Raw genomic sequence first — 23,933 nt, forward strand, 5'->3', positions numbered from 1 at the left:
CTCACTGGCAGGTCGTGGGCACTTTCGAACTAGGCTGACGGCCTTATAAAGCCGGATACCCTTGGTTTGGAGGCGTGACATGAACACCCGTGGATTGCTCGATCAACTGCTCAAGTCTGGTCAGGATCTGTTGCAGAACAAGGCTGGCGGAACGCAGAACAAACCGGCCGGCGGTGGCCTGGGCGGTTTACTCGGCGGCGCTTCTGGCTCCGGTGGCCTCGGCGGACTGCTGTCGGGCGCCGGCGGTGGTGCACTGGCGGCTGGCGCGATGGGCCTGCTACTCGGTAACAAGAAGGTGCGCAAGGTCGGCGGGAAAGTCGCGATCTACGGTGGCCTCGCGGCGCTCGGTGTGCTGGCGTACAAGGCTTACGGCAACTACAACGCGCAAAAAGGCACCGCACCACAACGCGAACCACAAACCCTTGATCGCCTTCCACCCGCGCAAGCCGAGCAACACAGCCAAGCCATTCTCAAGGCGCTGGTCGCCGCCGCAAAGGCTGACGGCCACATCGATGACCGTGAGCGCCAACTGATCGAAGGCGAATTCACCAAACTCGACAACGACCAGGAACTGCAACACTGGCTGCACGCGGAACTCAATAAACCTCTCGACCCGACTGACGTGGCCCGCGCCGCGAGCACGCCGGAGATGGCGGCTGAGATGTACATCGCCAGCGTGATGCTGGTGGATGAGGAGAACTTCATGGAGAAGAGCTATCTGGATGAACTGGCGCGGCAGTTGAAGCTGGAGCCGGGGTTGAAGGTGGAGTTGGAGAAGCAGGTGCGGTTGGCTTCTGTGTAGAGACGGCGTGCTTCAACAATCGCAAATCCCCTGTGGGAGCGAGCCTGCTCGCGAAAGCACCGGGTCAGACGACATCAATGTTGACCCTTCCGGCCTCTTCGCGAGCAGGCTCGCTCCCACAGGTTATTCCGGCGTGCACGGAGCCTGCTCGCGATGTTGTTTCAGCCTCACTGCATACGCCATGGCCGATCTATCGCCTCTTTTTGCCATTACCCCACTGGCACGCCCACCCGCAATTGTCGGACAGTCCCAGCCCAGAGCCCTCCCGCGACCAAGGCGGACAGGCCCGAGGGTTACAAAGCGTCTTATAAATGAAACACCGCCCTCGGCTATACTCCCCGCATTTCGACTAGGCACGAGGAATCACTGTGAAGAACTGGACGTTGCGCCAACGCATTTTGGCGAGCTTTGCGGTGATTATCGCCATCATGTTGCTGATGGTCGTCGTTTCGTATTCGCGACTGTTGAAGATCGAGGCCAGTGAAAACAGCGTGCGTGATGACGCGATTCCCGGCGTCTATTACAGCTCGATGATCCGTGGCGCCTGGGTCGACAGTTACATGCAGACGCAAGAACTGCTCGGACTCAAGGAAGGTCAGGGGGTTTCCAGCGAGGACGCGGCCGACTACAAGGCTTTCGAGGCGCGTTTGCAGGAGCAGATGGGGAACTATCGCAAGACCATGGCAACCGAGGAGGATCGTGTCGAGTTTGCCGCGTTCGAGAAGTACCACGACGCCTACCTCCAGATTCAGGATGCCGTGCTGGACCTGCACAAGCGCAACCTGGAAGCGGACGCGGTCAGGATGTTCCACGAAAAGCTGACGCCAGCCTGGTATTCCGGGCGCATGAAGCTCAACGACATCATCGGCGAGAACAAGAGAGTCGCCGATCAGGCCATGAACAATATCGACGATGCTGTGGCGGCCGCCAAAGTCAGCATGTTCATTTCACTGCTGGTCGCCGTGCTCGCCGCCGGCCTGTGCGGTCTGTTGCTGATGCGCGCGATCATGGCGCCGATGAGCCGCATTGTGCAGATTCTCGAAACCATGCGCACCGGGGACCTCAGTTCGCGTCTCAATCTCGACCGCAAGGACGAGTTCGGCGCCGTCGAAACCGGCTTCAACGACATGATGACCGAGCTGACTGCGCTGGTATCCCAGGCGCAACGTTCTTCGGTGCAGGTCACCACCTCGGTGACCGAAATCGCTGCCACCTCCAAGCAACAACAAGCCACCGCCACCGAAACCGCCGCGACCACCACCGAGATCGGCGCGACTTCGCGCGAGATCGCCGCTACCTCGCGCGATCTGGTACGCACCATGACCGAAGTGTCCACCGCCGCCGATCAGGCCTCGGTGCTTGCCGGCTCCGGCCAGCAAGGCCTGGCGCGTATGGAAGACACCATGCACTCGGTGATGGGCGCGGCTGACCTGGTCAACGCCAAACTGGCGATCCTCAATGAGAAGGCCGGCAACATCAATCAGGTGGTGGTGACCATCGTCAAGGTCGCCGACCAGACCAACCTGTTGTCGCTCAACGCGGCGATTGAAGCCGAGAAGGCCGGTGAGTACGGCCGCGGTTTTGCCGTGGTCGCCACCGAAGTGCGACGCCTGGCGGATCAGACCGCTGTCGCCACTTACGACATCGAACAGATGGTGCGCGAAATCCAGTCGGCGGTATCAGCCGGGGTGATGGGCATGGACAAGTTCTCCGAAGAAGTGCGCCGTGGCATGTCCGAGGTGCAGCAGGTCGGCGAGCAGCTGTCGCAAATCATCCATCAGGTGCAGGCGCTGGCGCCGCGGGTGTTGATGGTCAACGAAGGCATGCAGGCTCAGGCCACCGGTGCCGAGCAGATCAACCACGCGCTGGTGCAGTTGGGCGACGCCAGCAGCCAGACCGTCGAGTCGTTGCGTCAGGCCAGTTTCGCCATCGACGAACTGAGCCAGGTAGCCGTCGGGCTGCGCAGCGGCGTTTCGCGATTCAAAGTCTGATGAGCGAAATCATCGCCAAACGCAGCGCCGCGCAGGTGGCGAAGCCGGCGTTGTTCCTGCTGTTTCGCATCGGCAGCGAGCGCTACGCCTTGCGCGCCACCGAAGTGGCGGAAGTGCTGCCGCGCCTGCCGCTCAAGCCAATCGCCCGGGCGCCGCAGTGGGTTGCTGGCGTATTTGCCTATCGCGGTGCGGTGGTGCCGGTGATCGACCTCAGTGCGCTGACCTTCGGCCATACCGCCGAGGCGCGCACCAGCACCCGTCTGGTATTGGTCAATTATCGGCCGGATGAAGCGCAACCCGCGCAATGGCTCGGGTTGATTCTCGAACAGGCCACCGACACCCTGCGTTGCCATCCGCAAGAGTTTCAGCCTTACGGCCTCGACAACCGCGCGGCGCCTTACCTCGGCCCGGTGCGTGAAGATGCCCAGGGATTGGTGCAATGGGTACGGGTCAATGACTTGCTCGATGACGCCGTGCGTACTTTGCTGTTCCCCGATCCGCCGCTGAGTCCGGCGCAGCTTGAGGCGCAGGCATGAGCAGCGATCAGCGTTTTTTCGACTTTCTCAAGGAACGCATCGGCCTCGATGTGACGTCGGTAGGGCCGGCGATCATCGAACGCGCCGTACGCCAGCGCACGACACTCTCGCAAGCGGCGCATGCCGATGAGTATTGGCAACTGCTGCAAGGTTCGCGAGACGAACAACAGGCGCTGATCGAAGCGGTGATCGTTCCGGAAACGTGGTTTTTCCGTTACCCGGAATCGTTTGCCACGCTGGGCAAGCTGGCGCGCAATCGCCTCGCCGAGCTGAATAACATGCGTGCGCTGCGCATCCTCAGCCTGCCATGTTCCACCGGCGAAGAACCCTATTCGATTGCCATGGCCTTGCTCGATGCCGGGCTCAAACCGCATCAGTTCAAGGTCGATGGCATGGACGTCAGCCCGCTGTCGGTGGAGAAGGCCCGGCGCGCGCTGTACGGCAAGAATTCGTTTCGCGGCCAGGAACTGGACTTTCGCGAACGGCACTTCACGCCTGAGCAGGACGGCCATCGGGTCAATGACGACGTGCGTGAGCAGGTGCGTTTGCAGGTCGGCAATGTGCTCGATCCGACGCTGCTGGCCAGCGAGCCGGCGTTCGATTTCGTGTTCTGCCGCAATCTGCTGATCTATTTCGATCAGCCGACGCAAAAACTGGTGTTCGAGGTGCTCAAGCGTCTGACGCATTTCGATGGCGTGCTGTTTATCGGCCCGGCCGAGGGCAGTTTGCTCGGACGTTTGGGCATGCGTTCGATCGGTATCCCGCAATCCTTCGCGTTCAGTCGCCATAGCGATCCGCACCCCGAGCCGTTGCCAACGCCCAAGCCCATCGTGGTGCCGGTCAGCCAACCGCCTCGCAGCACGCAGCCAGCACCGGTGCGCACTCGACCGTTTGCCGCCGTAACGCCACTGCCGACCGCCAGCAAAAGTGCCAACCCGGACGCGGCGACCCTGCTGGCCAACATCGCTGCATTGGCCAACGAAGGCAAAAGTGCCGAGGCCCGCGCTGCCTGCGAACAGTATTTGCGCAGCCACGAACCGGTGGCCCAGGTGTTTTACTGGCTCGGCTTGCTCAGCGATGTCGCCGGCCTGACCCTCGAAGCTCAGGGTTTCTACCGCAAAGCGTTGTACCTCGAACCGCAACATCCCGAAGCGTTGATGCACCTGGCCGCGCTGCTGCAGGCTCAGGGCGATACAACGGGTGCCAGACGATTGCAGGAACGCGCCGCTCGCAGCGGCCGCACTGCCGACAGTGAGCGTAAACGATGATCCCGTCCGACACCTTGAACGTCACCCACGAAGACGCCCGGGCCATCGACGATTGCTGGAACCGCATCGGCATTCATGGCGACAAGTCCTGTCCGCTGCTCGAAGACCACATTCATTGCCGCAATTGTTCGGTGTATTCCGCCGCCGCCACGCGCCTGCTCGACCGTTATGCGTTGCAGCAGGACGAACGCGACCCGGTGGCGATCGCTGTGGAAAGCGACGTGAAAACCCGCTCGCTACTGATGTTCCGGCTCGGTGAAGAATGGCTGGGGCTGGCGACGCGCAGTCTCGTCGAAGTCGCGCCACTGCAGGCGATTCACTCGTTGCCGCACCAGCGCTCACGCGCATTGCTCGGTGTGGCCAATGTGCGCGGCGCGTTGGTGGCGTGCCTGTCGCTGGTTGAATTGCTCGATCTGGATGGCAACGCCGCGCCAGCCACCGGCGCGCGCATCATGCCGCGCATGCTGATCATCGCCGCCCATGGCGGGCCGGTGGTGGTGCCGGTGGATGAGGTCGACGGTATTCATGCCATCGACGAGCGCATTCTTGATGCCGCCTCGCAGTCCGGCGTGCAAGCCAGTGCCAAATACACCCGTGGTGTTCTGCAGTATCGCGGTCGTAGCCTGCGTTGGCTGGATGAAGAACAGCTGCTGTCCGCCGTGACCCGGAGCCTCACATGACCCCCGAGCAAATGCGCGACGCCTCGCTGCTTGAGCTGTTCAGCCTCGAAGCCGAAGCCCAGACCCAAGTGCTCAGCGCCGGATTGCTGGCCCTGGAGCGCAACCCGACCCAGGCCGATCAACTGGAATCGTGCATGCGCGCGGCGCATTCGCTCAAAGGCGCGGCGCGAATTGTTGGCATCGACAGCGGCGTCAGCGTCGCCCATGTCATGGAAGATTGCCTGGTCAGCGCGCAGGAAGGGCGCTTGTTGCTGCGGCCCGAACATATCGATGCGCTGTTGCAGGGCACCGATTTGCTGATGCGCATCGCTACACCGGCCAATGCGCCGCAGCCGAGCGATATTGAAACTTATGTGGCGTTGATGGCGGGTTTGCTCGATCCGTCGACGCCGCTGGCAGCGTTCGTTGCGCCGCCGATGGCCGAGTTGCAACTTGAAGCGCCGCCCGTATTTGAACTGACGCCAGCGCCGATCATCGAAGCCCCGGTCGAAACCTCTGAATCGGCGCCACGCAAAAGCAAACGCACCACCGAAGGTGGCGAGCGGGTGCTGCGGGTCACCGCTGAACGGCTGAACAGTTTGCTCGATCTATCGAGCAAGTCGCTGGTGGAAACCCAGCGCCTCAAACCGCATCTGGCGACCATGCAGCGCCTCAAACGCATGCAGAACAACGGCTTGCGTGCGCTGGAAAATCTCAACGTGCACCTCAAGGAACACGCGCTGAGCCTTGAAGCGCTCGAAGCCTTGGAAGACGCGCGGCGTTTGCTCGCCGAATCCCAGCAATTGCTGAGCGAGAAAAACGCCGAACTCGACGAGTTCGCCTGGCAGGCCAGCCAGCGCGCACAAGTGCTCTATGACACGGCGTTAGCCTGCCGCATGCGGCCCTTTGCGGACGTGCTGACCGGTCAGGTGCGCATGGTCCGCGATCTGGGCCGCAGCCTCGGCAAGCAGGTGCGGCTGGAGATCGAAGGCGAGAAAACCCAGGTCGATCGCGATGTCTTGGAAAAACTCGAAGCGCCGCTCACCCATTTGCTGCGCAACGCTGTCGATCACGGTATTGAAACCCCTGAGCAGCGTCTGCTTAAAGGCAAATCAGAAGAGGGCCTGATCCGCCTGCGCGCCTCGCATCAGGCCGGCCTGCTGGTGCTGGAATTGAGCGATGACGGCAATGGCGTCGATCTGGAAAAGGTCCGCCGCAGCATTGTCGAGCGGCAGCTATCCCCAGCGGAAACGGCGGCGCAGTTGAGCGAGGAAGAACTGCTGACGTTCCTGTTTCTCCCCGGTTTCAGCCTGCGCGACACGGTCACCGAAGTGTCCGGGCGGGGCGTCGGCCTCGATGCTGTTCAACACATGGTTCGCCAGTTGCGCGGTGCGGTGGTGCTGGAGCAGACGGCGGGCGAGGGCAGTCGCTTTCATCTGGAGGTACCGCTGACCTTGTCGGTGGTACGCAGTCTGGTGGTGGAAGTTGGCGAAGAGGCCTACGCCTTCCCACTGGCGCACATCGAACGCATGTGCGATCTGGCGCCGGAGGACATCGTGCAGGTCGAAGGCCGTCAGCATTTCTGGCACGAAGGCCAGCACGTCGGGCTGGTTGCGGCCAGCCAGTTGCTCAACCGCCCGGCCAGCCAGAACACCGGCGAAACCCTTAAAGTCGTGGTGATCCGCGAGCGTGATGCGGTTTATGGCGTTGCCGTGGAGCGCTTCATTGGCGAGCGCACGCTGGTGGTCTTGCCACTCGATGAGCGTCTGGGCAAAGTGCAGGACATCTCCGCCGGCGCTTTGCTTGACGACGGTTCGGTGGTGTTGATCGTCGACGTCGAAGACATGCTGCGCTCGGTGGACAAACTGCTCAATACCGGGCGCCTTGAGCGCATCGCGCGTCATGGCAATCAAGCCGCCGAGGCGGCGCGCAAGCGGGTGTTGGTGGTCGACGACTCGCTGACCGTGCGCGAACTGCAACGCAAACTGCTGCTCAATCGCGGCTACGACGTCGCGGTGGCGGTGGACGGCATGGACGGTTGGAACGCGCTGCGTTCGGAGGACTTCGATTTGCTGATCACCGACATCGACATGCCGCGCATGGACGGCATCGAGCTGGTCACCCTGCTGCGCCGCGACAACCGCCTGCAATCGCTGCCGGTGATGGTTGTGTCATACAAGGATCGGGAAGAGGACCGCCGCCGTGGCCTCGATGCCGGCGCCGACTATTATTTAGCCAAAGCCAGTTTTCATGACGACGCCCTGCTCGACGCAGTGGTCGAGCTTATTGGAGGAGCGCGGGCATGAAGATCGCCATCGTCAACGACATGCCCATGGCGGTGGAGGCCCTGCGCCGGGCGCTGGCCTTCGAGCCGGCGCATCAGGTGGTCTGGGTCGCCCGCAACGGTGCCGAGGCAGTGCAACTGTGCGCTGAAAATACTCCGGACCTGATCCTGATGGACCTGATCATGCCGGTGATGGACGGCGTCGAAGCCACGCGCCGGATCATGGCCGAAACCCCGTGCGCGATCGTCATTGTGACGGTCGATCGCCAGCAGAACGTGCACCGGGTCTTCGAAGCCATGGGGCACGGCGCGCTGGACGTGGTCGATACCCCGGCTCTCGGCGCCGGCAATGCGCAGGAAGCGGCGGCGCCGTTGCTGCGTAAAATCCTCAATATTGGCTGGCTGATCGGCGACAAGCCGCAACGCTCACGCCCGGCGCCTACACCCCAGCGCAGCTCCGCTTCGTGCAAGCGGCTGGTGGCGATCGGATCGTCTGCGGGCGGCCCGGCAGCGCTGGAAGTCTTGCTCAAAGGCCTGCCCCGTGACTTCTCGGCGGCAATTGTGCTGGTGCAGCACGTCGATCAGGTGTTCGCCGCCGGCATGGCCGAATGGCTGGCCAGCGCCAGCGGCCTCGATGTGCGTCTGGCCCGCGAGGGCGAACCGCCGCAGGCCGGCGCGGTGCTGCTGGCCGGCACCAATCACCATATTCGCTTATTGAAAAACGGCACGCTGGCCTACACCGCCGAGCCGGTCAACGAGATCTACCGCCCCTCGATCGATGTGTTTTTCGACAGTGTCGCCAGTTATTGGAATGGCGACGCGATCGGGGTTTTATTGACCGGGATGGGACGCGACGGCGCGCAAGGGCTTAAGCTCATGCGCCAGCAGGGTTACCTGACCATCGCGCAGGATCAGCAAAGCAGTGCGGTGTACGGCATGCCCAAAGCCGCCGCGGCGATTGATGCCGCGGTTGAAATCCGTGCACTGGAAAAGATAGCGCCACGATTGCTGGAGGTTTTTCCCAAATGAACAGGTTTATCCGCAATCCTGGCCCCCGCAGTACTCAGGTGACCGCCCATGAATGACTTACAGATCGACGACATTAAAACCGACGAAAACGCCGCCATGGTGTTGTTGGTGGACGATCAAGCGATGATCGGCGAAGCGGTGCGCCGTGGGCTGTCGAATCAAGAAAACATCGACTTCCACTTCTGCTCCGACCCGCAGCAGGCCATTGCCCAGGCGGTGCGGATCAAACCGACGGTGATTCTCCAGGACCTGGTGATGCCCGGCCTCGATGGCCTGAGCCTGGTGCGCGAATACCGCAATCACCCGGCGACCAAAGACATCCCGATCATCGTTCTGTCGACCAAGGAAGACCCGCTGATCAAGAGCGCGGCGTTTTCGGCCGGGGCCAACGATTATCTGGTGAAACTGCCGGATACCATCGAACTGGTGGCGCGCATCCGCTATCACTCGCGCTCGTACATGACCTTGCTGCAGCGGGATGCCGCGTACCGCGCGCTGCGGGTCAGCCAGCAGCAATTGCTCGACACCAATCTGGTGCTGCAACGGCTGATGAACTCCGACGGCCTGACCGGGCTGTCCAACCGCCGCCACTTCGACGAGTACCTGGAACTGGAGTGGCGCCGCTCGCTGCGGGATCAGACTCAATTGTCGCTGTTGATGATCGACGTCGATTACTTCAAGTCCTACAACGACAGCTTTGGTCACGTTGAAGGCGACGAAGCGTTACGCAAGGTCGCTACGGCGATCCGCGAGGCCAGCGCACGACCGTCGGATTTGCCGGCGCGTTATGGCGGTGAGGAGTTTGTGCTGGTGCTGCCGAACACCTCGCCGGGCGGCGCGCGGCTGGTCGCGGAGAAACTGCGCCAGACCGTGGCATCCTTGAAAATCCCGCACAACACCCCGGCGGAAGGGGCGAGCCTGACCATCAGTATTGGCCTGGCGACCATGGTGCCGCAGGCGGGTAGTGATTGTCGGTTGCTGATTTCGGCGGCGGATCGTGGGTTGTATCTGGCGAAGAACAGTGGGCGTAATCAGGTTGGGATCGAGTAACGGCTTTCCCTCATCGGAACGCCGCCCGCCCAGCCCTCTCCCCGAGGGAGAGGGGGCCGACGGAGGTGTCTGGCGCTGTACATCGACCTGATCGAACGAGTCGATTATGGATCTTCAAGCTTGGCAGTTCCGGATTCAGCTAAGCCCTTTCACGTCGGCGTATCTCCCGAACACCCCCCAATCAGTCCCCTCTCCCTCCGGGAGAGGGCTAGGGTGACGGGCAGGCCCATGCGCCAATTTCCGCTTGAAATCCTTGGCGATCATGGATTCGGCAAAGCCCTTTCACGTCGGCGTACCTCCCGAATATCCCCCAATCAGTCCCCTCTACCTCTGGGAGAGGGTTAGGGTGAGGGCAAAGGCTTTAATGATCCCCACACCCGCCAGACGGGCTGCCGTCACAGCCTGATTACGTTATACTCGCCGGCTTTCAAAAGTTCGCCAACGAGTGCTGCCCGTCATGGAAATCAACCCGATCCTGAACACCATCAAGGACCTGTCCGAGCGCTCCGAAACTATTCGGGGGTATCTTTGACTACGATCAAAAGCATGAGCGTCTGACCGAAGTCAATCGCGAGCTTGAAGATCCGAGCGTCTGGAACAAACCTGAATACGCCCAGGAACTGGGCCGCGAGCGCGCTGCGCTGGCGCAGATCGTCGATACCCTCGATGAACTGAACGGCGGTCTGGCCGATTGCCGTGACCTGCTGGACATGGCCGTCGAAGAAAACGACGAAGGCGCAGTGGGCGATGTCGTCGCCGAGCTGGCCCGTCTCGAGGAAAATCTGGCCAAGCTGGAATTCCGCCGCATGTTCAGCCATGAAATGGACCCGAACAACGCCTACCTGGACATCCAGGCCGGTTCCGGCGGCACCGAAGCCCAGGACTGGGCCAACATCCTGCTGCGCATGTACCTGCGCTGGGCGGATAAACGCGGTTTCGACGCGACCATCATGGAACTGTCGGCCGGTGAAGTCGCCGGTATCAAAGGCGCGACCGTGCACATCAAGGGCGAATACGCCTTTGGCTGGCTGCGTACCGAGATCGGCGTACACCGTCTGGTGCGCAAGAGCCCGTTCGACTCCGGCAACCGTCGCCACACCTCGTTTTCCGCGGTTTTCGTCTCACCAGAGATCGATGACAAGGTGGAAATCGAAATCAACCCGGCAGACCTGCGGATCGACACCTATCGTTCTTCCGGTGCCGGTGGTCAGCACGTAAACACCACCGACTCGGCCGTACGTATCACTCACGTACCGACCAACACCGTGGTCAGCTGCCAGAACGAACGTTCCCAGCACGCCAACAAGGACACCGCCATGAAAATGCTGCGGGCCAAGTTGTACGAGCAGGAAATGCAGAAACGCAACGCCGCGTCGCAAGCGCTGGAAGACACCAAGTCGGACATCGGCTGGGGTCACCAGATTCGCTCGTACGTGCTCGATGCGTCGCGGATCAAGGATCTGCGCACCAACATCGAACGCAGCGACTGCGACAAGGTACTCGACGGCGATATCGACGAATATCTGTATGCCAGCCTGAAATCGGGCCTGTAAAAGACGCAATACAGCATCGGCTGATTCAGTACGATCCCTGTAGGAGCCAGCCCTGCTGGCGATCCCCGGGCCGCAAGGCCCGGGGGCAACGAACCTGATGGAATATCTAAAGACATGAGCGACCAACAACTCGACCCGCAAGCCCTGCAACAGGAAGAAAACTCCCTGATCGCCCTGCGCAAGGAAAAGCTGGCTGCCGAGCGCGCCAAGGGCAACGCCTTCCCGAACGACTTCCGCCGCGAAAACTACTGCGACGCACTGCAGAAACAGTACGCGGACAAGACCAAGGAAGAGCTCGCAGAGGCTGCAATCCCGGTCAAGGTTGCCGGTCGCATCATGCTCAACCGTGGCTCGTTCATGGTGATCCAGGACATGACCGGTCGCATTCAGGTCTACGTCAACCGTAAAACCCTGTCGGAAGACACCCTGGCCGCGGTGAAAACCTGGGACATGGGCGACATCATTGCCGCCGAAGGCACCCTGGCGCGTTCCGGCAAGGGTGACCTGTACGTTGAAATGACCAGCGTGCGTCTACTGACCAAATCGCTGCGTCCTCTGCCGGACAAGCACCACGGCCTGACCGACACCGAACAGCGCTACCGCCAGCGCTACGTTGACCTGATCGTCAACGACGAAGTGCGTCAGACCTTCCGCGTACGTTCGCAAGTGATCGCGCACATCCGTAGCTTCCTGATGAAGCGCGACTTCCTCGAAGTCGAAACGCCGATGCTGCAGACCATTCCGGGCGGCGCTGCGGCCAAGCCGTTCGAAACCCACCACAACGCGCTGGACATGGAAATGTTCCTGCGTATCGCCCCGGAGCTGTACCTGAAGCGTCTGGTGGTCGGTGGTTTCGAGAAAGTGTTCGAGATCAACCGCAACTTCCGTAACGAAGGCGTTTCGACTCGTCACAACCCGGAATTCACCATGTTGGAGTTCTACCAGGCGTACGCCGACTACGAAGACAACATGGACCTGACCGAAGAACTGTTCCGCGAACTGGCGCAGTTGGTACTGGGTAGCACCGACGTGCCGTACGGCGACAAGGTGTTCCACTTCGGCGAGCCGTTCGTACGTCTGTCGGTGTTCGACTCGATCCTCAAGTACAACCCTGAGCTGACCGCCGATGATCTGAACGACATCGACAAGGCCCGCGCCATCGCCAAGAAGGCCGGCGCCAAGGTGCTGGGCTTCGAAGGTCTGGGCAAGCTGCAAGTGATGATTTTCGAAGAACTGGTCGAGCATAAACTGGAACAGCCGCACTTCATCACCCAGTACCCGTTTGAAGTGTCGCCGCTGGCCCGTCGCAACGATGACAACCCGAACGTCACCGACCGCTTCGAGCTGTTCATTGGCGGCCGTGAAATCGCCAACGCCTACTCCGAGTTGAACGACGCGGAAGACCAGGCCGAGCGCTTCATGGCGCAGGTGGCCGACAAGGACGCCGGCGACGACGAAGCCATGCACTACGACGCCGACTTCGTTCGCGCGCTGGAGTACGGCATGCCGCCAACGGCCGGTGAAGGTATCGGCATCGACCGTCTGGTGATGTTGCTGACCAATTCGCCGTCGATTCGCGATGTGATCCTGTTCCCGCACATGCGACCGCAAGCGTAAACGTTTCAGTTAAAAAGCCGCCTAAAACAGGCGGCTTTTTATTGCCTGTCTGGTACAAATGTATCAATTGGTTAATTTTGCAATAGCAGAGGAAGTTCTGTCGTGATGGGTGCAATAGCTCAAGAAGGTGCAGCGGGTATCGCCACTGCGGTCGCTGAAAGCGTTCAGTACCAGGGTCGCAAGGCCAGCCGACAGGGCAGTGAGCAGCGTCGACAGGACATTCTCGACGCGGCGATGCGCATTGTCGTGCGTGACGGTGTGCGTGCCGTGCGCCATCGTGCGGTGGCGGCCGAGGCTGGAGTGCCGCTGTCGGCGACCACCTATTACTTCAAGGATATCGATGACCTGCTCACCGATACCTTCGCTCAATACGTTGAACGCAGCGCGGCGTACATGGCCAAGCTATGGGTCAACAATGAAGGTCTGCTGCGTGACATGGTTGTCAGCGGTGACGGCAGCCCCGAATCGCGCTCGCAACTAGCCGATGACATTGCACGGTTGATGGCCGATTACGTGCATCGTCAGTTGGTTAACCGTCGTGAGCATTTGATGGCCGAGCAGGCGTTCCGTCAGGAAGCGCTGCTCAACCCGCGTCTGGCGATTCTGGTGCGCTCGCATCAGCAGATTCTGTTGCAGGGCACCTGCCAGTTGTTCCAGGTATTGGGCTCGCGTGAACCGCAACAGGATGCCAAGGTGTTGACGGCGATTATCGGTCGGATGGAATATCAGGGCCTGCTCAACGACGCCGAGCCTTTGGCCGAAGAGGACATGCTCGGCATTCTGACGCGCTATATGCACCTGGTGCTTGCGTCGGTCTGACCACAAGATCGTTCCCATGCTCTGCGTGGGAATGCCGCCGGGGACGCTCCGCGTCCCTTCGTCGACATGACGCAGAGCGTCAGTGGATACATTCCCACGCAGAGCGTGGGAACGATCGATCACCATGAGGGCGGCCAATGTTCATAGGGAGTATTGAATGAAAGCCTGGCGTGGCGTGCTGATCGCCTTGTCGTTCCTGCTGCTCAGTGGCTGTCTGGTGACTTTCAAGGAGCCGCTGACCGCCAGTGACCCGGCGCCCAAGGGCCTGCTCGGCAAATGGTCGAGCACCAACGCCTGGGGCGAGCCGATGAACCTTGAGTTGACGCGCCTGGGCAACGACCGCTATCAGGCTGTCACTTACTTCAAGGTCAAACCCCGCGAACGCGAAGCCTATCCCTTCACCGTGTCGCGCCATGGCAACCGCTGGTATCTGTCGGCGAAAGTCCCGGCGCAGTACGGTGGCCACTTCACCATCGCCGGCTTCGAACTCACCGACAAACACGAACTGGTGGTCTACAACCTCGATCTCGAGCAGATCAGCCAGGCGATCAAACAAAAAGCCCTCGACGGTCAGGCCTTCCAGACCGACGATGGCGACGGCGTGCAAGTCGACAGTAATCTCGACAAGGTCTTTGCTTACCTCGACGATCCGGCCAATTCCGATGTCTTCGTTGAAGCCGTGCGCTACCAGCGCCAGGCCCGCGCCCAATAATTCATTACGTCAGGTTTTCTACAGGAGTTTCGGGTGGACGATTACCAGCAGACGATACGCATGTTGTCCGATCGCATTGTGCTGGCGCAGACGCCGATCCGTGTGCTCGACGCGGTCAAGTGGGACGAGAACATTCGCAAAGGGTTCCTCAAGGCCAAAGGCAAGGAAATGCCGGCGGTGGATCGCGACTATTACCTCAATCGGCCGCTGAGTTTTGATTCGAGCAAAGTCAAACTGGAATTCCAGAACATCGAGCGCGACATCACCCGCCAGCTTGGCCAGTTCAACCCGGTCGGGCAGATCATGCGGCGCATGTGCAAGGAATACCGCATGGTGGTGCGCATGCTCGAAGCGCGCGGCACCGAAGATTTCGGTCTGATCTCCCAAGAGTTGTATGGCGCCGCGTCCGATGCGTTCCACGCCGGTGACCCGACCCTGGCCGACCTCGGCCTGATGATGTCCGACTACCTGAATAACATCGATGGCCGTGGCGATTTGAAGGATGAACCGAAAATCCTCACCGCCAAAGACGCTGTGCACTTGCTGCAGACCCGTTTGAACAAGGTGTTCGGCGAGGCCGAAGAAACCATCCGCGTGTTCGAGTCCGACGGTATTGTTGCTGACGCGGCGGCCGGTGCGGACTACATCAAGATCCGCACCGACGCGATGTTCAACGACCGTGACGTGCGCGCGCTGGAAGTCCACGAAGGCCTGGTCCACGTGGGCACCACGCTCAACGGTTTGAACCAGCCGATCTGCACCTTCCTGTCCAAAGGCCCACCGTCGTCGACGGTGACCCAGGAAGGCCTGGCGATCCTGATGGAAATCATCACCTTCGCCTCCTACCCGAGCCGCCTGCGCAAACTGACCAACCGCACCCGCGCCATTCACATGGTCGAGGAGGGCGCGGACTTCCTGCAGGTTTTCGAATTCTTCCGTGAGCAGGGCTTCGAGATGGCGGAAAGTTACGGCAACGCCAGTCGGGTTTTCCGTGGATCGACGCCGACGGGGCTGCCATTCACCAAAGACTTGTCCTACCTCAAGGGCTTTATCATGGTTTACAACTACATTCAGTTGGCCGTGCGTAAGGGCAAGCTTGAGCAGATTCCGTTGTTGTTCTGCGGCAAGACCACGCTGGAAGACATGCGTACCTTGCGCCAGTTGGTGGATGAAGGATTGGTGGTGCCGCCGAAGTATCTGCCGGACCAGTTCCGCGATTTGAATGCGTTGTCGGCGTGGATGTGCTTCTCCAACTTCCTCAACCATTTGAGCCTGGACCGGATCGAAGCGGATTACTCCAATATCCTCTAGCCCACTACAGACCGATCGTTCCCACGCTCCGCGTGGGAATGCCGCCATGGACGCTCCGCGTCCACTGTGACGCAGAGCGTCACGGGATGCATTCCCACGCAGAGCGTGGGAACGATCTGAACCTGAATTTTTGCGAGGTTTCACCGGATGAGAATCCTCGGCATCATTTGCCTGCTCCTGACCCTCGGCGGTTGTAGTTCGCTGTTGTTCTACCCTGAGCCGGGCCAGATCTTCACCCCGGAAAAAGCCAAGCTCGAATACCGCACCGTCACGCTGGTCACGGCGGATGGCTTGAAGCTCAACGCCTGGTGGCTGCCGGCCAAACCCGGCGTAGAGGTCAAAGGCACCGTGCTGCACTTGCACGGCAATGGCGGCAATCTGCCGATGCACCTGGGCGGCAGTTGGTGGCTGCCGAAAAACGGCTATCAAGTGCTGCTGGTCGACTATCGTGGTTATGGCTTGTCCGAGGGCAAACCGAGCCTGCCGGCGATCTATCAGGACATCGACGCCGCATTCGCCTGGCTCGACAAGGCGCCGGAAGTCAAAGGCAAACCGCTGATCCTGCTCGGCCAAAGCCTCGGCGGTTCGATGGCGGTGCATTGGCTGGTGCAGCATCCCGAGCGGCAAAAACAGCTCAAGGCCTTGGTGCTCGACGGCGTGCCCGCCAGTTACCGCAGCGTCGGCCAGTATGCGCTGAGCACCTCGTGGCTGACCTGGCCGTTCCAGGTGCCATTGTCCTGGCTGGTGCCGGACAGCGACAGCGCGATCAACTCGATGCCGCAACTCAACGGTGTGCCGAAACTGATCTTCCACAGCATCGACGATCCACTGGTGCCGCTGTCCAACGGCATCCGTCTGTATCAAGCTGCGCCGCCACCGCGCGTGCTGCAACTGACCCGTGGCGGTCATGTGCAGACATTCGGCGACCCGGTCTGGCGCCAAGTCATGCTGCGCTATCTCGACGACCCCGAGCACTTCAACGGCCTGCGCCGCCTCGGCGAAATCCCCAATTATCCGCAACCCCCGAATTCTGAAGATGAGAGTCCGCAATGAGTGAAGAACGTAACGCCATCCCGTTGATCATCACCGGTATCTGCAGCATCCTCGGCACCGTCGGGGCGCTGTGGTACTACGGCTACCTGCACTTCGCCAAACCCGAGGATGCGTTGCTGCTCAACGAATTCACCATGCTCAAGACTGTTCCGGGTGAAGACTACAAAGTCTCGCTGGACCCGGCGGCGCAGGTGGCGCAGTGCATTGATGGGGTGCTGGTGTTGTTCGATACCGAGCAGAAAGGTCTGACCGGTGTGCTGATCAACGCACAGAAAAAAGCCGTGCGCTGCATGGGCGAAGAAACCCCGCAGAAGCTTGAGCAGTGATTCTGCAGGACCAGCCCTCACCCTAACCCTCCCGAAACGTCGGACCGCCCAGAGGGAGAGGGGACTGACCGAGGTGTCATTCGAGTTACGCCGACCTGATCCATCGTGTCGAACCAAATTCTGAACGCACCGCGAATCGGCTCCCTCTCCCTCGGGAGAGGGCTGGGGTGAGGGGCTGCGATTTCAGTCCCCACAAAAAAAGCCCCGCCTGATCACTCAGGCGGGGCTTTTGCATTACCGCGTGACGCTTAGTTCGAGCTAACAGCCGAACGTGGCATCACTGGCTGGTTGTCGTTGGAAATGGTTACTTCCACGCGACGGTTCATCGCACGGCCGGAAGCGCTGCCGTTCTCGGCAACCGGGTATTCCTTGCCGTAGCCTTGGGTGACGATGCGCGCTGGATCAACGCCCATTTTCACCAGTGCGGTGCGCACGGAGTTGGCGCGACGCTCGGACAGCGACTGGTTGTGGCTCGCGGTCCCGGTGCTGTCGGTGTAACCCTCGACGATCACTTTGCGATCCGGGTTTTCCTGAAGGAACTGCGCCAGTTTGTTGATGTTGACCAGACCGCTGGACTTCAGGTCGGCACGGTCGGTGGCGAACAGCACGTCACCGAAAGTCACCAGCGTACCGCGATCGGTCTGCTTGGCATTCAGGCTGTCCTGCAGCTGTTTGATCTGTTGATCACGGGCATCCAGACGCGCCTGGGCACGTTGGGCGGCGGCATTCTTCAGATTGTTTTCCGCAGTGCGCAGGGCGATGGTCTGCTTGGCCACTTCCACACGCTGGTTGGTCAGGTAGGCCAGTTGGTCGACCTTGGCGGCGTCTTGCTTGTCCAGATAAGCCTTGTCGGCTTTGTCCAGGTAGTCACTGGCGTCTTTGGTTTCCAGCGCCGCGACTTTGCTCGCCTGTGGGTTGGCTTGCAGGCCGGCGTAGTTGGTGCGTGCCTGTTCCAGGTTCGGGTTAGGCGGGGTGGAGCAGGCAGCCAGAGCAACACTTGCGGCGAGGAGAGCGGGGATCATCAGTTGCTTACGCATAATTTGTCGTCCTTTCTATCGGTAAGAGATTCAGCTTTGCGGTCGGGATGCGCGCTTACTGCACGGTGCGCTGACTTTCCTGACGCAGTTCCTGAACACCTTTCTGGGAATCCTTCACAGCCTGTTCGGCTTTAGCGGCCTGAGCCTTGCGTTCGGCGACGCGAGCGTCCCACTCGGCTTGCTCGGACAGGATGCGAGCTTCGTCATACTTCTTGTCGTGCATGGCGATTTCGGCTTGTTTCAGTTTGTCCTGCGCTTGCTTCATCTCAACGGCAGCGAACTCGGTACCGCCAGCGCTGACGGCGCTGTTCACAGCCGACTGGGTCACGGCGTACTGTTCGGTTGGTGGGTTACCGGCGCAACCGGCCAGTACGAAGCTGGTGCCGATGGCCAGAGCCGCCAGTTTCAGACCGCGCAGGTGGGTAAACGAGGTTTGGTTTTTCATGGTCTTCAACTCCATTAGGCATCTCCTGAAAACAACTGAATCCATCCTGGTCGAGGAGCCGAAAGCGTCGTGTGAAAGGCGTTTTTGAAACGCTCGTTCCAGGCGTGGTTACAGGTTCCGACCGGAGGCGTTTTTCAAAAGTTCAGAAAAGATGGCCTATCGCCAAAATAATTTTTGACTGAATGGACAAGGCTCTGGGCCGGGAACTTTGACGGGGGAGAGTGGTACGCGCGGTGTTTTCGGATCCCGAAAACACACTGATTTTGAACTGGAATACGATCTTTGTAGGAGTGAGCCTGCTCGCGATAGCGGTGTATCAGACAACAAAAATGTCGACTGAAAATCCGCCATCGCGAGCAGGCTCACTCCTACAGTTTGATCTGTGTGGTGTCAGTGTTTTTGCTTGCCTGCTGCGGCCGAGAGGTCATGCAAATGCCGGCGCGAAAGGGCCAGAAAACGCGGCGTAGGCCCGACGTCTTCATACAACGGATCACCTTCCTCATCGGTCGCCACTACCGTCGAACCCTTCACATACGGCAGGCTCGCTTCAAACTCTTCAAGCGCCGCGCCGATCAGTTCGCCAAGCAACTCTTCGACATGACGTTTGGGGTACATCTCGGTAATCGCTCCCAGACGCGCAGCAGCTTCAACGTCCAGATGAATCGCGTAGCCAGTGTCGGTCAGGCGACCTTTGGCGTTTTCTTCCCAATGCTGGGCGAGTTCACGAATTTTCATGATGACCTCATTTCGCACCTGCTCATGGCAGGTCTGGGTGAGTGTCCGCCGGGGCCGGCGGCAAGCCGTTGTGCGGCTTACTGTTGAGACTAGCTTTCGCCCACAAGGTTTAACGTCCCTTCGTCGGCTGCTTGTAAGAAGCGTCGTAGAGCGGCACTCTCTAGGTCATGCACTCGTTTCTAAGCCGTCCGGATTACTGCTGGGGAATTGCTGATGACCGATATTGATGCACGCTTGCGCGAAGACGTTCACCTGCTCGGAGAGCTGCTGGGCAACACCATTCGAGATCAGTATGGCGAGGCTTTCCTCGACAAGATCGAGCAGATCCGCAAGGGCGCCAAGGCCGATCGGCGTGGTTCGATGGACGCCGAACTGAGCGCCAGCCTCAATCAATTGAGCGAAGACGAATTGCTCCCCGTGGCGCGCGCGTTCAACCAGTTTCTCAACCTGGCGAACATCGCCGAGCAGTATCAGTTGATTCATCGTCGCGAGGAGTCGCAGCCGGCGCCGTTCGAATCCCGCGTGCTGCCGGAATTGCTCGCGCGTTTGCGCAACGAAGGCCACAGTGCCGAATCGCTGGCGCGGCAACTGGCGCGGCTGGAAATCGAACTGGTGTTGACCGCGCACCCCACGGAAGTGGCGCGGCGCACGCTGATCCAGAAATACGACGCGATCGCCGCGCAACTCGCCGCGCAGGACCATCGCGACCTGACCACAGCCGAACGCGAACAGATTCAAAACACCCTGCAGCGGCTCATTGCCGAAGCCTGGCACACCGAAGAAATCCGCCGCACGCGCCCCACGCCAGTCGATGAAGCCAAATGGGGTTTCGCGGTGATCGAGCATTCGCTGTGGCAGGCGATTCCCAACCATATGCGCAAGGCCGACAAGGCGTTGTATGAAGCGACCGGCCTGCGTCTGCCATTGGAAGCCGCGCCGATTCGCTTCGCGTCATGGATGGGCGGCGACCGTGATGGTAACCCCAACGTTACCGCTGCGGTGACTCGCGAAGTGTTGCTGTTGGCGCGCTGGATGGCCGCCGATTTGTACCTGCGTGATGTCGATCATTTGGCAGCCGAACTGTCGATGCAACAAGCCAGCGACGCCCTCAAAGCCAAGGCCGGCGACAGCGCCGAACCGTATCGTGCGGTGCTCAAACAACTGCGCGAACGCCTGCGCGCCACGCGCAATTGGGCACACGCTGCGCTGACTGCACCGACGCCAGCGCCGGCAGACGTGCTGCACAACAACCGCGATCTGCTCGATCCGTTGGAGCTGTGCTTCAACTCGCTGCACGAGTGCGGCATGGGCGTGATCGCTGATGGTCCGTTGCTCGACTGCCTGCGTCGGGCGGTGACCTTCGGCTTGTTCCTTGTGCGTCTGGATGTGCGCCAGGACTCGTCGCGCCACAGCTCGGCGATGACTGAAATCACCGATTACCTCGGCCTCGGTCGCTACGAAGATTGGGACGAAGAGCAGCGCATCAGCTTCCTGACCCGCGAACTGAGCAATCGTCGGCCACTGCTGCCAGCGCATTTCAAACCGTCCGCTGACACCGCCGAAGTGCTCAACACCTGCAAGGAAATCGCTGCCGCACCGGGCGCCTCGCTCGGTTCCTACGTGATCTCCATGGCCGGCGCTGCTTCTGATGTGCTCGCCGTGCAACTGCTGCTCAAAGAGTCTGGCGTGCTGCGGCCAATGCGCGTGGTGCCGCTGTTCGAAACCCTCGCTGACCTCGACAACGCCGGGCCGGTGATGGAGCGGCTGTTGCTGCTGCCGGGTTACCGTGCACGGCTGCAAGGCCCGCAGGAAGTGATGATCGGTTATTCCGACTCGGCCAAGGATGCTGGCACCACGGCAGCGGCCTGGGCGCAATATCGCGCGCAGGAACGCTTGGTGGAAATCTGCCGCGAGCAACAAGTCGAACTGCTGCTGTTCCACGGTCGCGGCGGCACCGTGGGCCGGGGCGGTGGCCCGGCGCATGCGGCGATTCTGTCGCAACCGCCGGGCTCGGTGGCCGGGCGTTTCCGCACCACCGAGCAGGGGGAAATGATTCGATTCAAATTCGGCCTGCCGGACATCGCCGAGCAAAACCTCAATCTGTATCTAGCGGCGGTGCTTGAAGCAACGCTGCTGCCTCCGCCGCCGCCGACACCAGAGTGGCGTCACTTGATGGACGAATTGGCCGCCGATGGCGTCAGCGCTTATCGCCAGGTCGTGCGGGAAAATCCGCAATTCGTCGAGTACTTCCGTCAGTCCACGCCAGAGCAGGAGTTGGGTCGCTTGCCACTGGGCAGTCGTCCGGCCAAACGCCGCGCCGGCGGGATCGAAAGTCTGCGGGCGATTCCGTGGATCTTCGGCTGGACGCAAACGCGGCTGATGCTGCCGGCGTGGCTGGGGTGGGAGTCGGCACTGAGCAAGGCGCTGGAACGCGGCGAAGGCGAGTTGCTTGGGCAGATGCGCGAACAATGGCCGTTCTTCCGTACGCGTATCGACATGCTGGAAATGGTCCTGGCCAAGGCTGATGCGGATATTGCGCTGTCCTACGATCAGCGTCTGGTCGAGCCTGATCTGCTGCCGTTGGGCGCGCAGTTACGCGACCTATTGTCGCAGGCGTGCGCGGTGGTGCTCGGCCTGACTGGCCAGTCGCAGCTGCTGGCACATAGCCCTGACACCCTTGAATTTATCCGTCTGCGCAACACCTACCTCGACCCGCTGCATCTATTGCAGGCCGAACTGCTGGCCCGTTCGCGGCAGCAGGATGTCGAGCAGGGCAGCCCGGTGGAACAGGCGTTGCTGGTGTCTGTGGCGGGCATTGCCGCCGGTTTGCGAAATACCGGCTAAGGTTTTTGTCGGGGGCGCGGTAGCCGAACGAAGACTTGGCTGTCGCGTCGCCTGACCGGCGAAAGTGCCGTCAGGCGACAGTTAATGATGGGGTTGCGACTTGGGTGACCGCGTCGCGAGGTCGCGGGGGACGTCGGTTTCTCCGACTTTTGGCGTCTTGTGTGGGCGCAGCCTGCTGTGTATCTTGATCAGCCTTTGGCCGTTTATGCGGCCACGACCCGTATTTTCAGGATTCGTCCCAAGAGGCGAATCCTTTGTTTTGTAAAAGCTTTTTATAAAAAAATTGAGGAGCACATCTAATGCGCGTCATTCTGCTGGGAGCTTCCCGGGGCCGGTAAAGGTACTCAGGCTAAGTTCATCACCGAAAAATTCGGCATTCCACAAATTTCCACCGGCGACATGCTGCGTGCAGCGGTCAAGGCCGGTACTCCACTGGGCGTTCAAGCCAAGAGCATTATGGATGCCGGCGGCCTGGTGTCGGATGACCTGATCATCGCACTGGTTCAGGACCGCATCGCTCAGCCAGACTGCGCCAACGGTTTCCTGTTCGACGGCTTCCCGCGCACCATTCCGCAGGCTGAAGCTCTGGTTTCTGCCGGTGTTGAGCTGGATGCAGTGGTTGAAATCGCTGTTGAAGACGAAGAAATCGTTCAACGCATCGCCGGCCGTCGTGTTCACGAAGCCAGCGGCCGCGTTTACCACATCGTCTACAACCCGCCAAAAATCGCGGGCAAAGATGACATCACCGGCGAAGAGCTGGTACAGCGCAAGGACGACACCGAAGAAACCGTGCGTCATCGCCTGTCGGTCTATCACTCGCAGACCAAGCCTTTGGTGGAGTTCTATCAGAGCCTGTCCGCCAAAAACGCTGGCAAGCCCAAGTACAGCCACATTCCGGGCGTTGGTTCGGTTGATGCGATCACCGCCAAGGTGCTGGCCGCGCTGAGCTGAAAAGTCTGATCGGCTGCATCATCCACGGCCCGCTTGCGGGCCGTAGTTGTTTATACTGACGCCCTTTTTCCCACACCTGTTTTGGAAACATCGATGAGCACCTTGCTGGCCCTGGACACCGCGACTGAAGCTTGCTCCGTTGCCTTGCTGCATGACGGCAAGGTCACGAGCCATTACGAGGTGATCCCGCGCCTGCACGCGCAGAAACTGCTGCCGATGATCCAGCAACTTCTGGCCGACGCTGGCACCACGTTGCAAGCGGTCGATGCGATCGCTTTCGGTCGTGGGCCTGGCGCGTTCACTGGCGTGCGGATCGCCATTGGTGTGGTGCAGGGGCTGGCGTTCGCGCTGGATCGCCCGGTGCTGCCGGTGTCCAACCTTGCAGTATTGGCCCAGCGTGCGCTGCGCGAGCATGGCGTGAGCCAGGTCGCGGCGGCCATCGATGCGCGGATGGATGAAGTGTATTGGGGCTGCTACCGCGAGACGGCGGGGGAGATGCGTCTGGTCGGTGCCGAAGCGGTGTTGCCACCAGAAGTTGCTGCGCTGCCGGCCGATGCCAGTGGCGACTGGTTCGGTGCTGGCACCGGTTGGGGTTATGCCGAGCGCATCGCGGTCAATCTGACAGGCTCCGACGCCGGCATGCTGCCCCACGCCGAAGACTTGCTGACCTTGGCGCGCTTCGCTTGGGAGCGCGGCGAATCGATTCCGGCGGATGACGCGCAACCGGTTTACCTGCGCGACAAAGTCGCCACCCCCAAGGCTCGTTGAGCCTTTAAAAAGATCGCAGCCTTCGGCAGCTCCTACAAGGATCGCATTCCAAATGTAGGAGCTGCCGAAGGCTGCGATCTTTTGATCTTCTGAAGCCAATCGTCAGTTTCTAACCCCTCGCTTTAAACCTTTTGCGCTTTATG

20 protein-coding genes and 1 pseudogene are annotated in these 23,933 nt (G+C 60.6%); 18 read left to right on the forward strand and 3 right to left on the reverse strand.

Going from position 1 to position 23,933, the window contains the following annotated elements; translation table 11 throughout:
- The first annotated feature begins 79 nt into the window (after nt 1-79).
- The 15 genes from ACOYXH_RS01910 (at nt 80) to ACOYXH_RS01980 (ending at nt 17,010) form a co-directional block, all read left to right on the forward strand.
- A complete protein-coding gene (locus tag ACOYXH_RS01910) occupies nt 80-802 on the forward strand; it encodes a tellurite resistance TerB family protein (RefSeq protein WP_460410220.1) in 723 nt (240 codons plus the stop codon).
- A gap of 368 nt (nt 803-1,170) precedes the next feature.
- A complete protein-coding gene (locus ACOYXH_RS01915; protein WP_095126468.1) occupies nt 1,171-2,793 on the forward strand; it encodes a methyl-accepting chemotaxis protein in 1,623 nt (540 codons plus the stop codon).
- Nucleotides 2,793-3,329 (forward strand): chemotaxis protein CheW, encoded by a 537-nt coding sequence (locus ACOYXH_RS01920; RefSeq protein ID WP_095050365.1) that lies wholly within the window; start codon nt 2,793-2,795, stop codon nt 3,327-3,329. The genes ACOYXH_RS01915 and ACOYXH_RS01920 overlap by 1 nt, the downstream gene beginning before the upstream one ends.
- Complete coding sequence (locus ACOYXH_RS01925; protein ID WP_095050366.1) at nt 3,326-4,597, forward strand: CheR family methyltransferase; 1,272 nt, start codon at nt 3,326-3,328, stop codon at nt 4,595-4,597. Before ACOYXH_RS01920 ends, ACOYXH_RS01925 begins: the two co-directional genes overlap by 4 nt.
- Nucleotides 4,594-5,277, forward strand: a complete 684-nt coding sequence (locus tag ACOYXH_RS01930) for a chemotaxis protein CheW (RefSeq protein ID WP_095126470.1) — start codon at nt 4,594-4,596, stop codon at nt 5,275-5,277. Before ACOYXH_RS01925 ends, ACOYXH_RS01930 begins: the two co-directional genes overlap by 4 nt.
- Nucleotides 5,274-7,562: a hybrid sensor histidine kinase/response regulator gene (locus tag ACOYXH_RS01935; protein ID WP_095050368.1), complete on the forward strand. Its 2,289-nt coding sequence runs from the start codon at nt 5,274-5,276 to the stop codon at nt 7,560-7,562. Before ACOYXH_RS01930 ends, ACOYXH_RS01935 begins: the two co-directional genes overlap by 4 nt.
- The gene (gene cheB / locus ACOYXH_RS01940; protein ID WP_095050369.1) at nt 7,559-8,569 is read left to right on the forward strand and encodes a chemotaxis response regulator protein-glutamate methylesterase; all 1,011 of its coding nucleotides are present in this window, start codon (nt 7,559-7,561) and stop codon (nt 8,567-8,569) included. The genes ACOYXH_RS01935 and cheB overlap by 4 nt, the downstream gene beginning before the upstream one ends.
- Nucleotides 8,570-8,617: 48 nt before the next feature.
- A complete protein-coding gene (locus ACOYXH_RS01945) occupies nt 8,618-9,619 on the forward strand; it encodes a response regulator (protein ID WP_095050370.1) in 1,002 nt (333 codons plus the stop codon).
- A 457-nt stretch (nt 9,620-10,076) separates the two neighbouring features.
- Nucleotides 10,077-11,172, forward strand: a protein-coding gene (gene prfB, locus ACOYXH_RS01950; RefSeq protein WP_102900567.1) for a peptide chain release factor 2 whose coding sequence is annotated in 2 segments (ribosomal slippage) — nt 10,077-10,148 and nt 10,150-11,172 — 1,095 coding nt in all. Because the reading frame shifts where the segments join, the coding sequence is not laid out codon by codon here.
- A gap of 114 nt (nt 11,173-11,286) precedes the next feature.
- Complete coding sequence (gene lysS / locus ACOYXH_RS01955) at nt 11,287-12,789, forward strand: lysine--tRNA ligase (RefSeq protein WP_095126473.1); 1,503 nt, start codon at nt 11,287-11,289, stop codon at nt 12,787-12,789.
- Nucleotides 12,790-12,894: 105 nt separating this feature from the next.
- The gene (locus ACOYXH_RS01960) at nt 12,895-13,608 is read left to right on the forward strand and encodes a TetR/AcrR family transcriptional regulator (RefSeq protein ID WP_095050372.1); all 714 of its coding nucleotides are present in this window, start codon (nt 12,895-12,897) and stop codon (nt 13,606-13,608) included.
- Between the two features lie 157 nt (nt 13,609-13,765).
- Nucleotides 13,766-14,320, forward strand: a complete 555-nt coding sequence (locus ACOYXH_RS01965) for a hypothetical protein (RefSeq protein ID WP_460410221.1) — start codon at nt 13,766-13,768, stop codon at nt 14,318-14,320.
- 60 nt (nt 14,321-14,380) lie between these two features.
- Nucleotides 14,381-15,631: a flavohemoglobin expression-modulating QEGLA motif protein gene (locus ACOYXH_RS01970; protein ID WP_175559644.1), complete on the forward strand. Its 1,251-nt coding sequence runs from the start codon at nt 14,381-14,383 to the stop codon at nt 15,629-15,631.
- 147 nt (nt 15,632-15,778) lie between these two features.
- Nucleotides 15,779-16,684, forward strand: coding sequence for an alpha/beta hydrolase (locus ACOYXH_RS01975; protein WP_095050375.1), 906 nt, complete (start codon nt 15,779-15,781; stop codon nt 16,682-16,684).
- Complete coding sequence (locus ACOYXH_RS01980) at nt 16,681-17,010, forward strand: hypothetical protein (protein ID WP_095050376.1); 330 nt, start codon at nt 16,681-16,683, stop codon at nt 17,008-17,010. Before ACOYXH_RS01975 ends, ACOYXH_RS01980 begins: the two co-directional genes overlap by 4 nt.
- A gap of 248 nt (nt 17,011-17,258) precedes the next feature.
- Here the strand turns inward: ACOYXH_RS01980 and ACOYXH_RS01985 are convergent, their stop codons facing one another.
- From ACOYXH_RS01985 to ACOYXH_RS01995, 3 genes are all read right to left on the reverse strand, one after another.
- Complete coding sequence (locus ACOYXH_RS01985) at nt 17,259-18,047, reverse strand: OmpA family protein (protein ID WP_016983302.1); 789 nt, start codon at nt 18,045-18,047, stop codon at nt 17,259-17,261.
- A gap of 55 nt (nt 18,048-18,102) precedes the next feature.
- Nucleotides 18,103-18,507, reverse strand: a complete 405-nt coding sequence (locus ACOYXH_RS01990; RefSeq protein ID WP_093436697.1) for a DUF4398 domain-containing protein — start codon at nt 18,505-18,507, stop codon at nt 18,103-18,105.
- Nucleotides 18,508-18,882: 375 nt separating this feature from the next.
- Nucleotides 18,883-19,227, reverse strand: a complete 345-nt coding sequence (locus tag ACOYXH_RS01995) for a pilin assembly protein (protein ID WP_095050377.1) — start codon at nt 19,225-19,227, stop codon at nt 18,883-18,885.
- Nucleotides 19,228-19,440: 213 nt separating this feature from the next.
- Between ACOYXH_RS01995 and ppc the strand changes: the two genes are divergently transcribed.
- The 3 genes and pseudogenes from ppc to tsaB all read left to right on the forward strand — a co-directional run bounded on the left by ppc (nt 19,441) and on the right by tsaB (nt 23,790).
- Nucleotides 19,441-22,071 carry a phosphoenolpyruvate carboxylase gene (gene ppc / locus ACOYXH_RS02000; RefSeq protein WP_095050378.1) on the forward strand — a complete coding sequence of 877 codons (2,631 nt, stop codon included), beginning with the start codon at nt 19,441-19,443 and terminating at the stop codon, nt 22,069-22,071.
- 299 nt (nt 22,072-22,370) lie between these two features.
- A pseudogene (gene adk / locus ACOYXH_RS02005) lies at nt 22,371-23,022 on the forward strand (adenylate kinase).
- 93 nt (nt 23,023-23,115) lie between these two features.
- Nucleotides 23,116-23,790: a tRNA (adenosine(37)-N6)-threonylcarbamoyltransferase complex dimerization subunit type 1 TsaB gene (tsaB, locus tag ACOYXH_RS02010; protein ID WP_095050380.1), complete on the forward strand. Its 675-nt coding sequence runs from the start codon at nt 23,116-23,118 to the stop codon at nt 23,788-23,790.
- Nucleotides 23,791-23,933 lie beyond the last annotated feature (143 nt).

Source organism: Pseudomonas sp. Mb7, assembly GCF_054790525.1.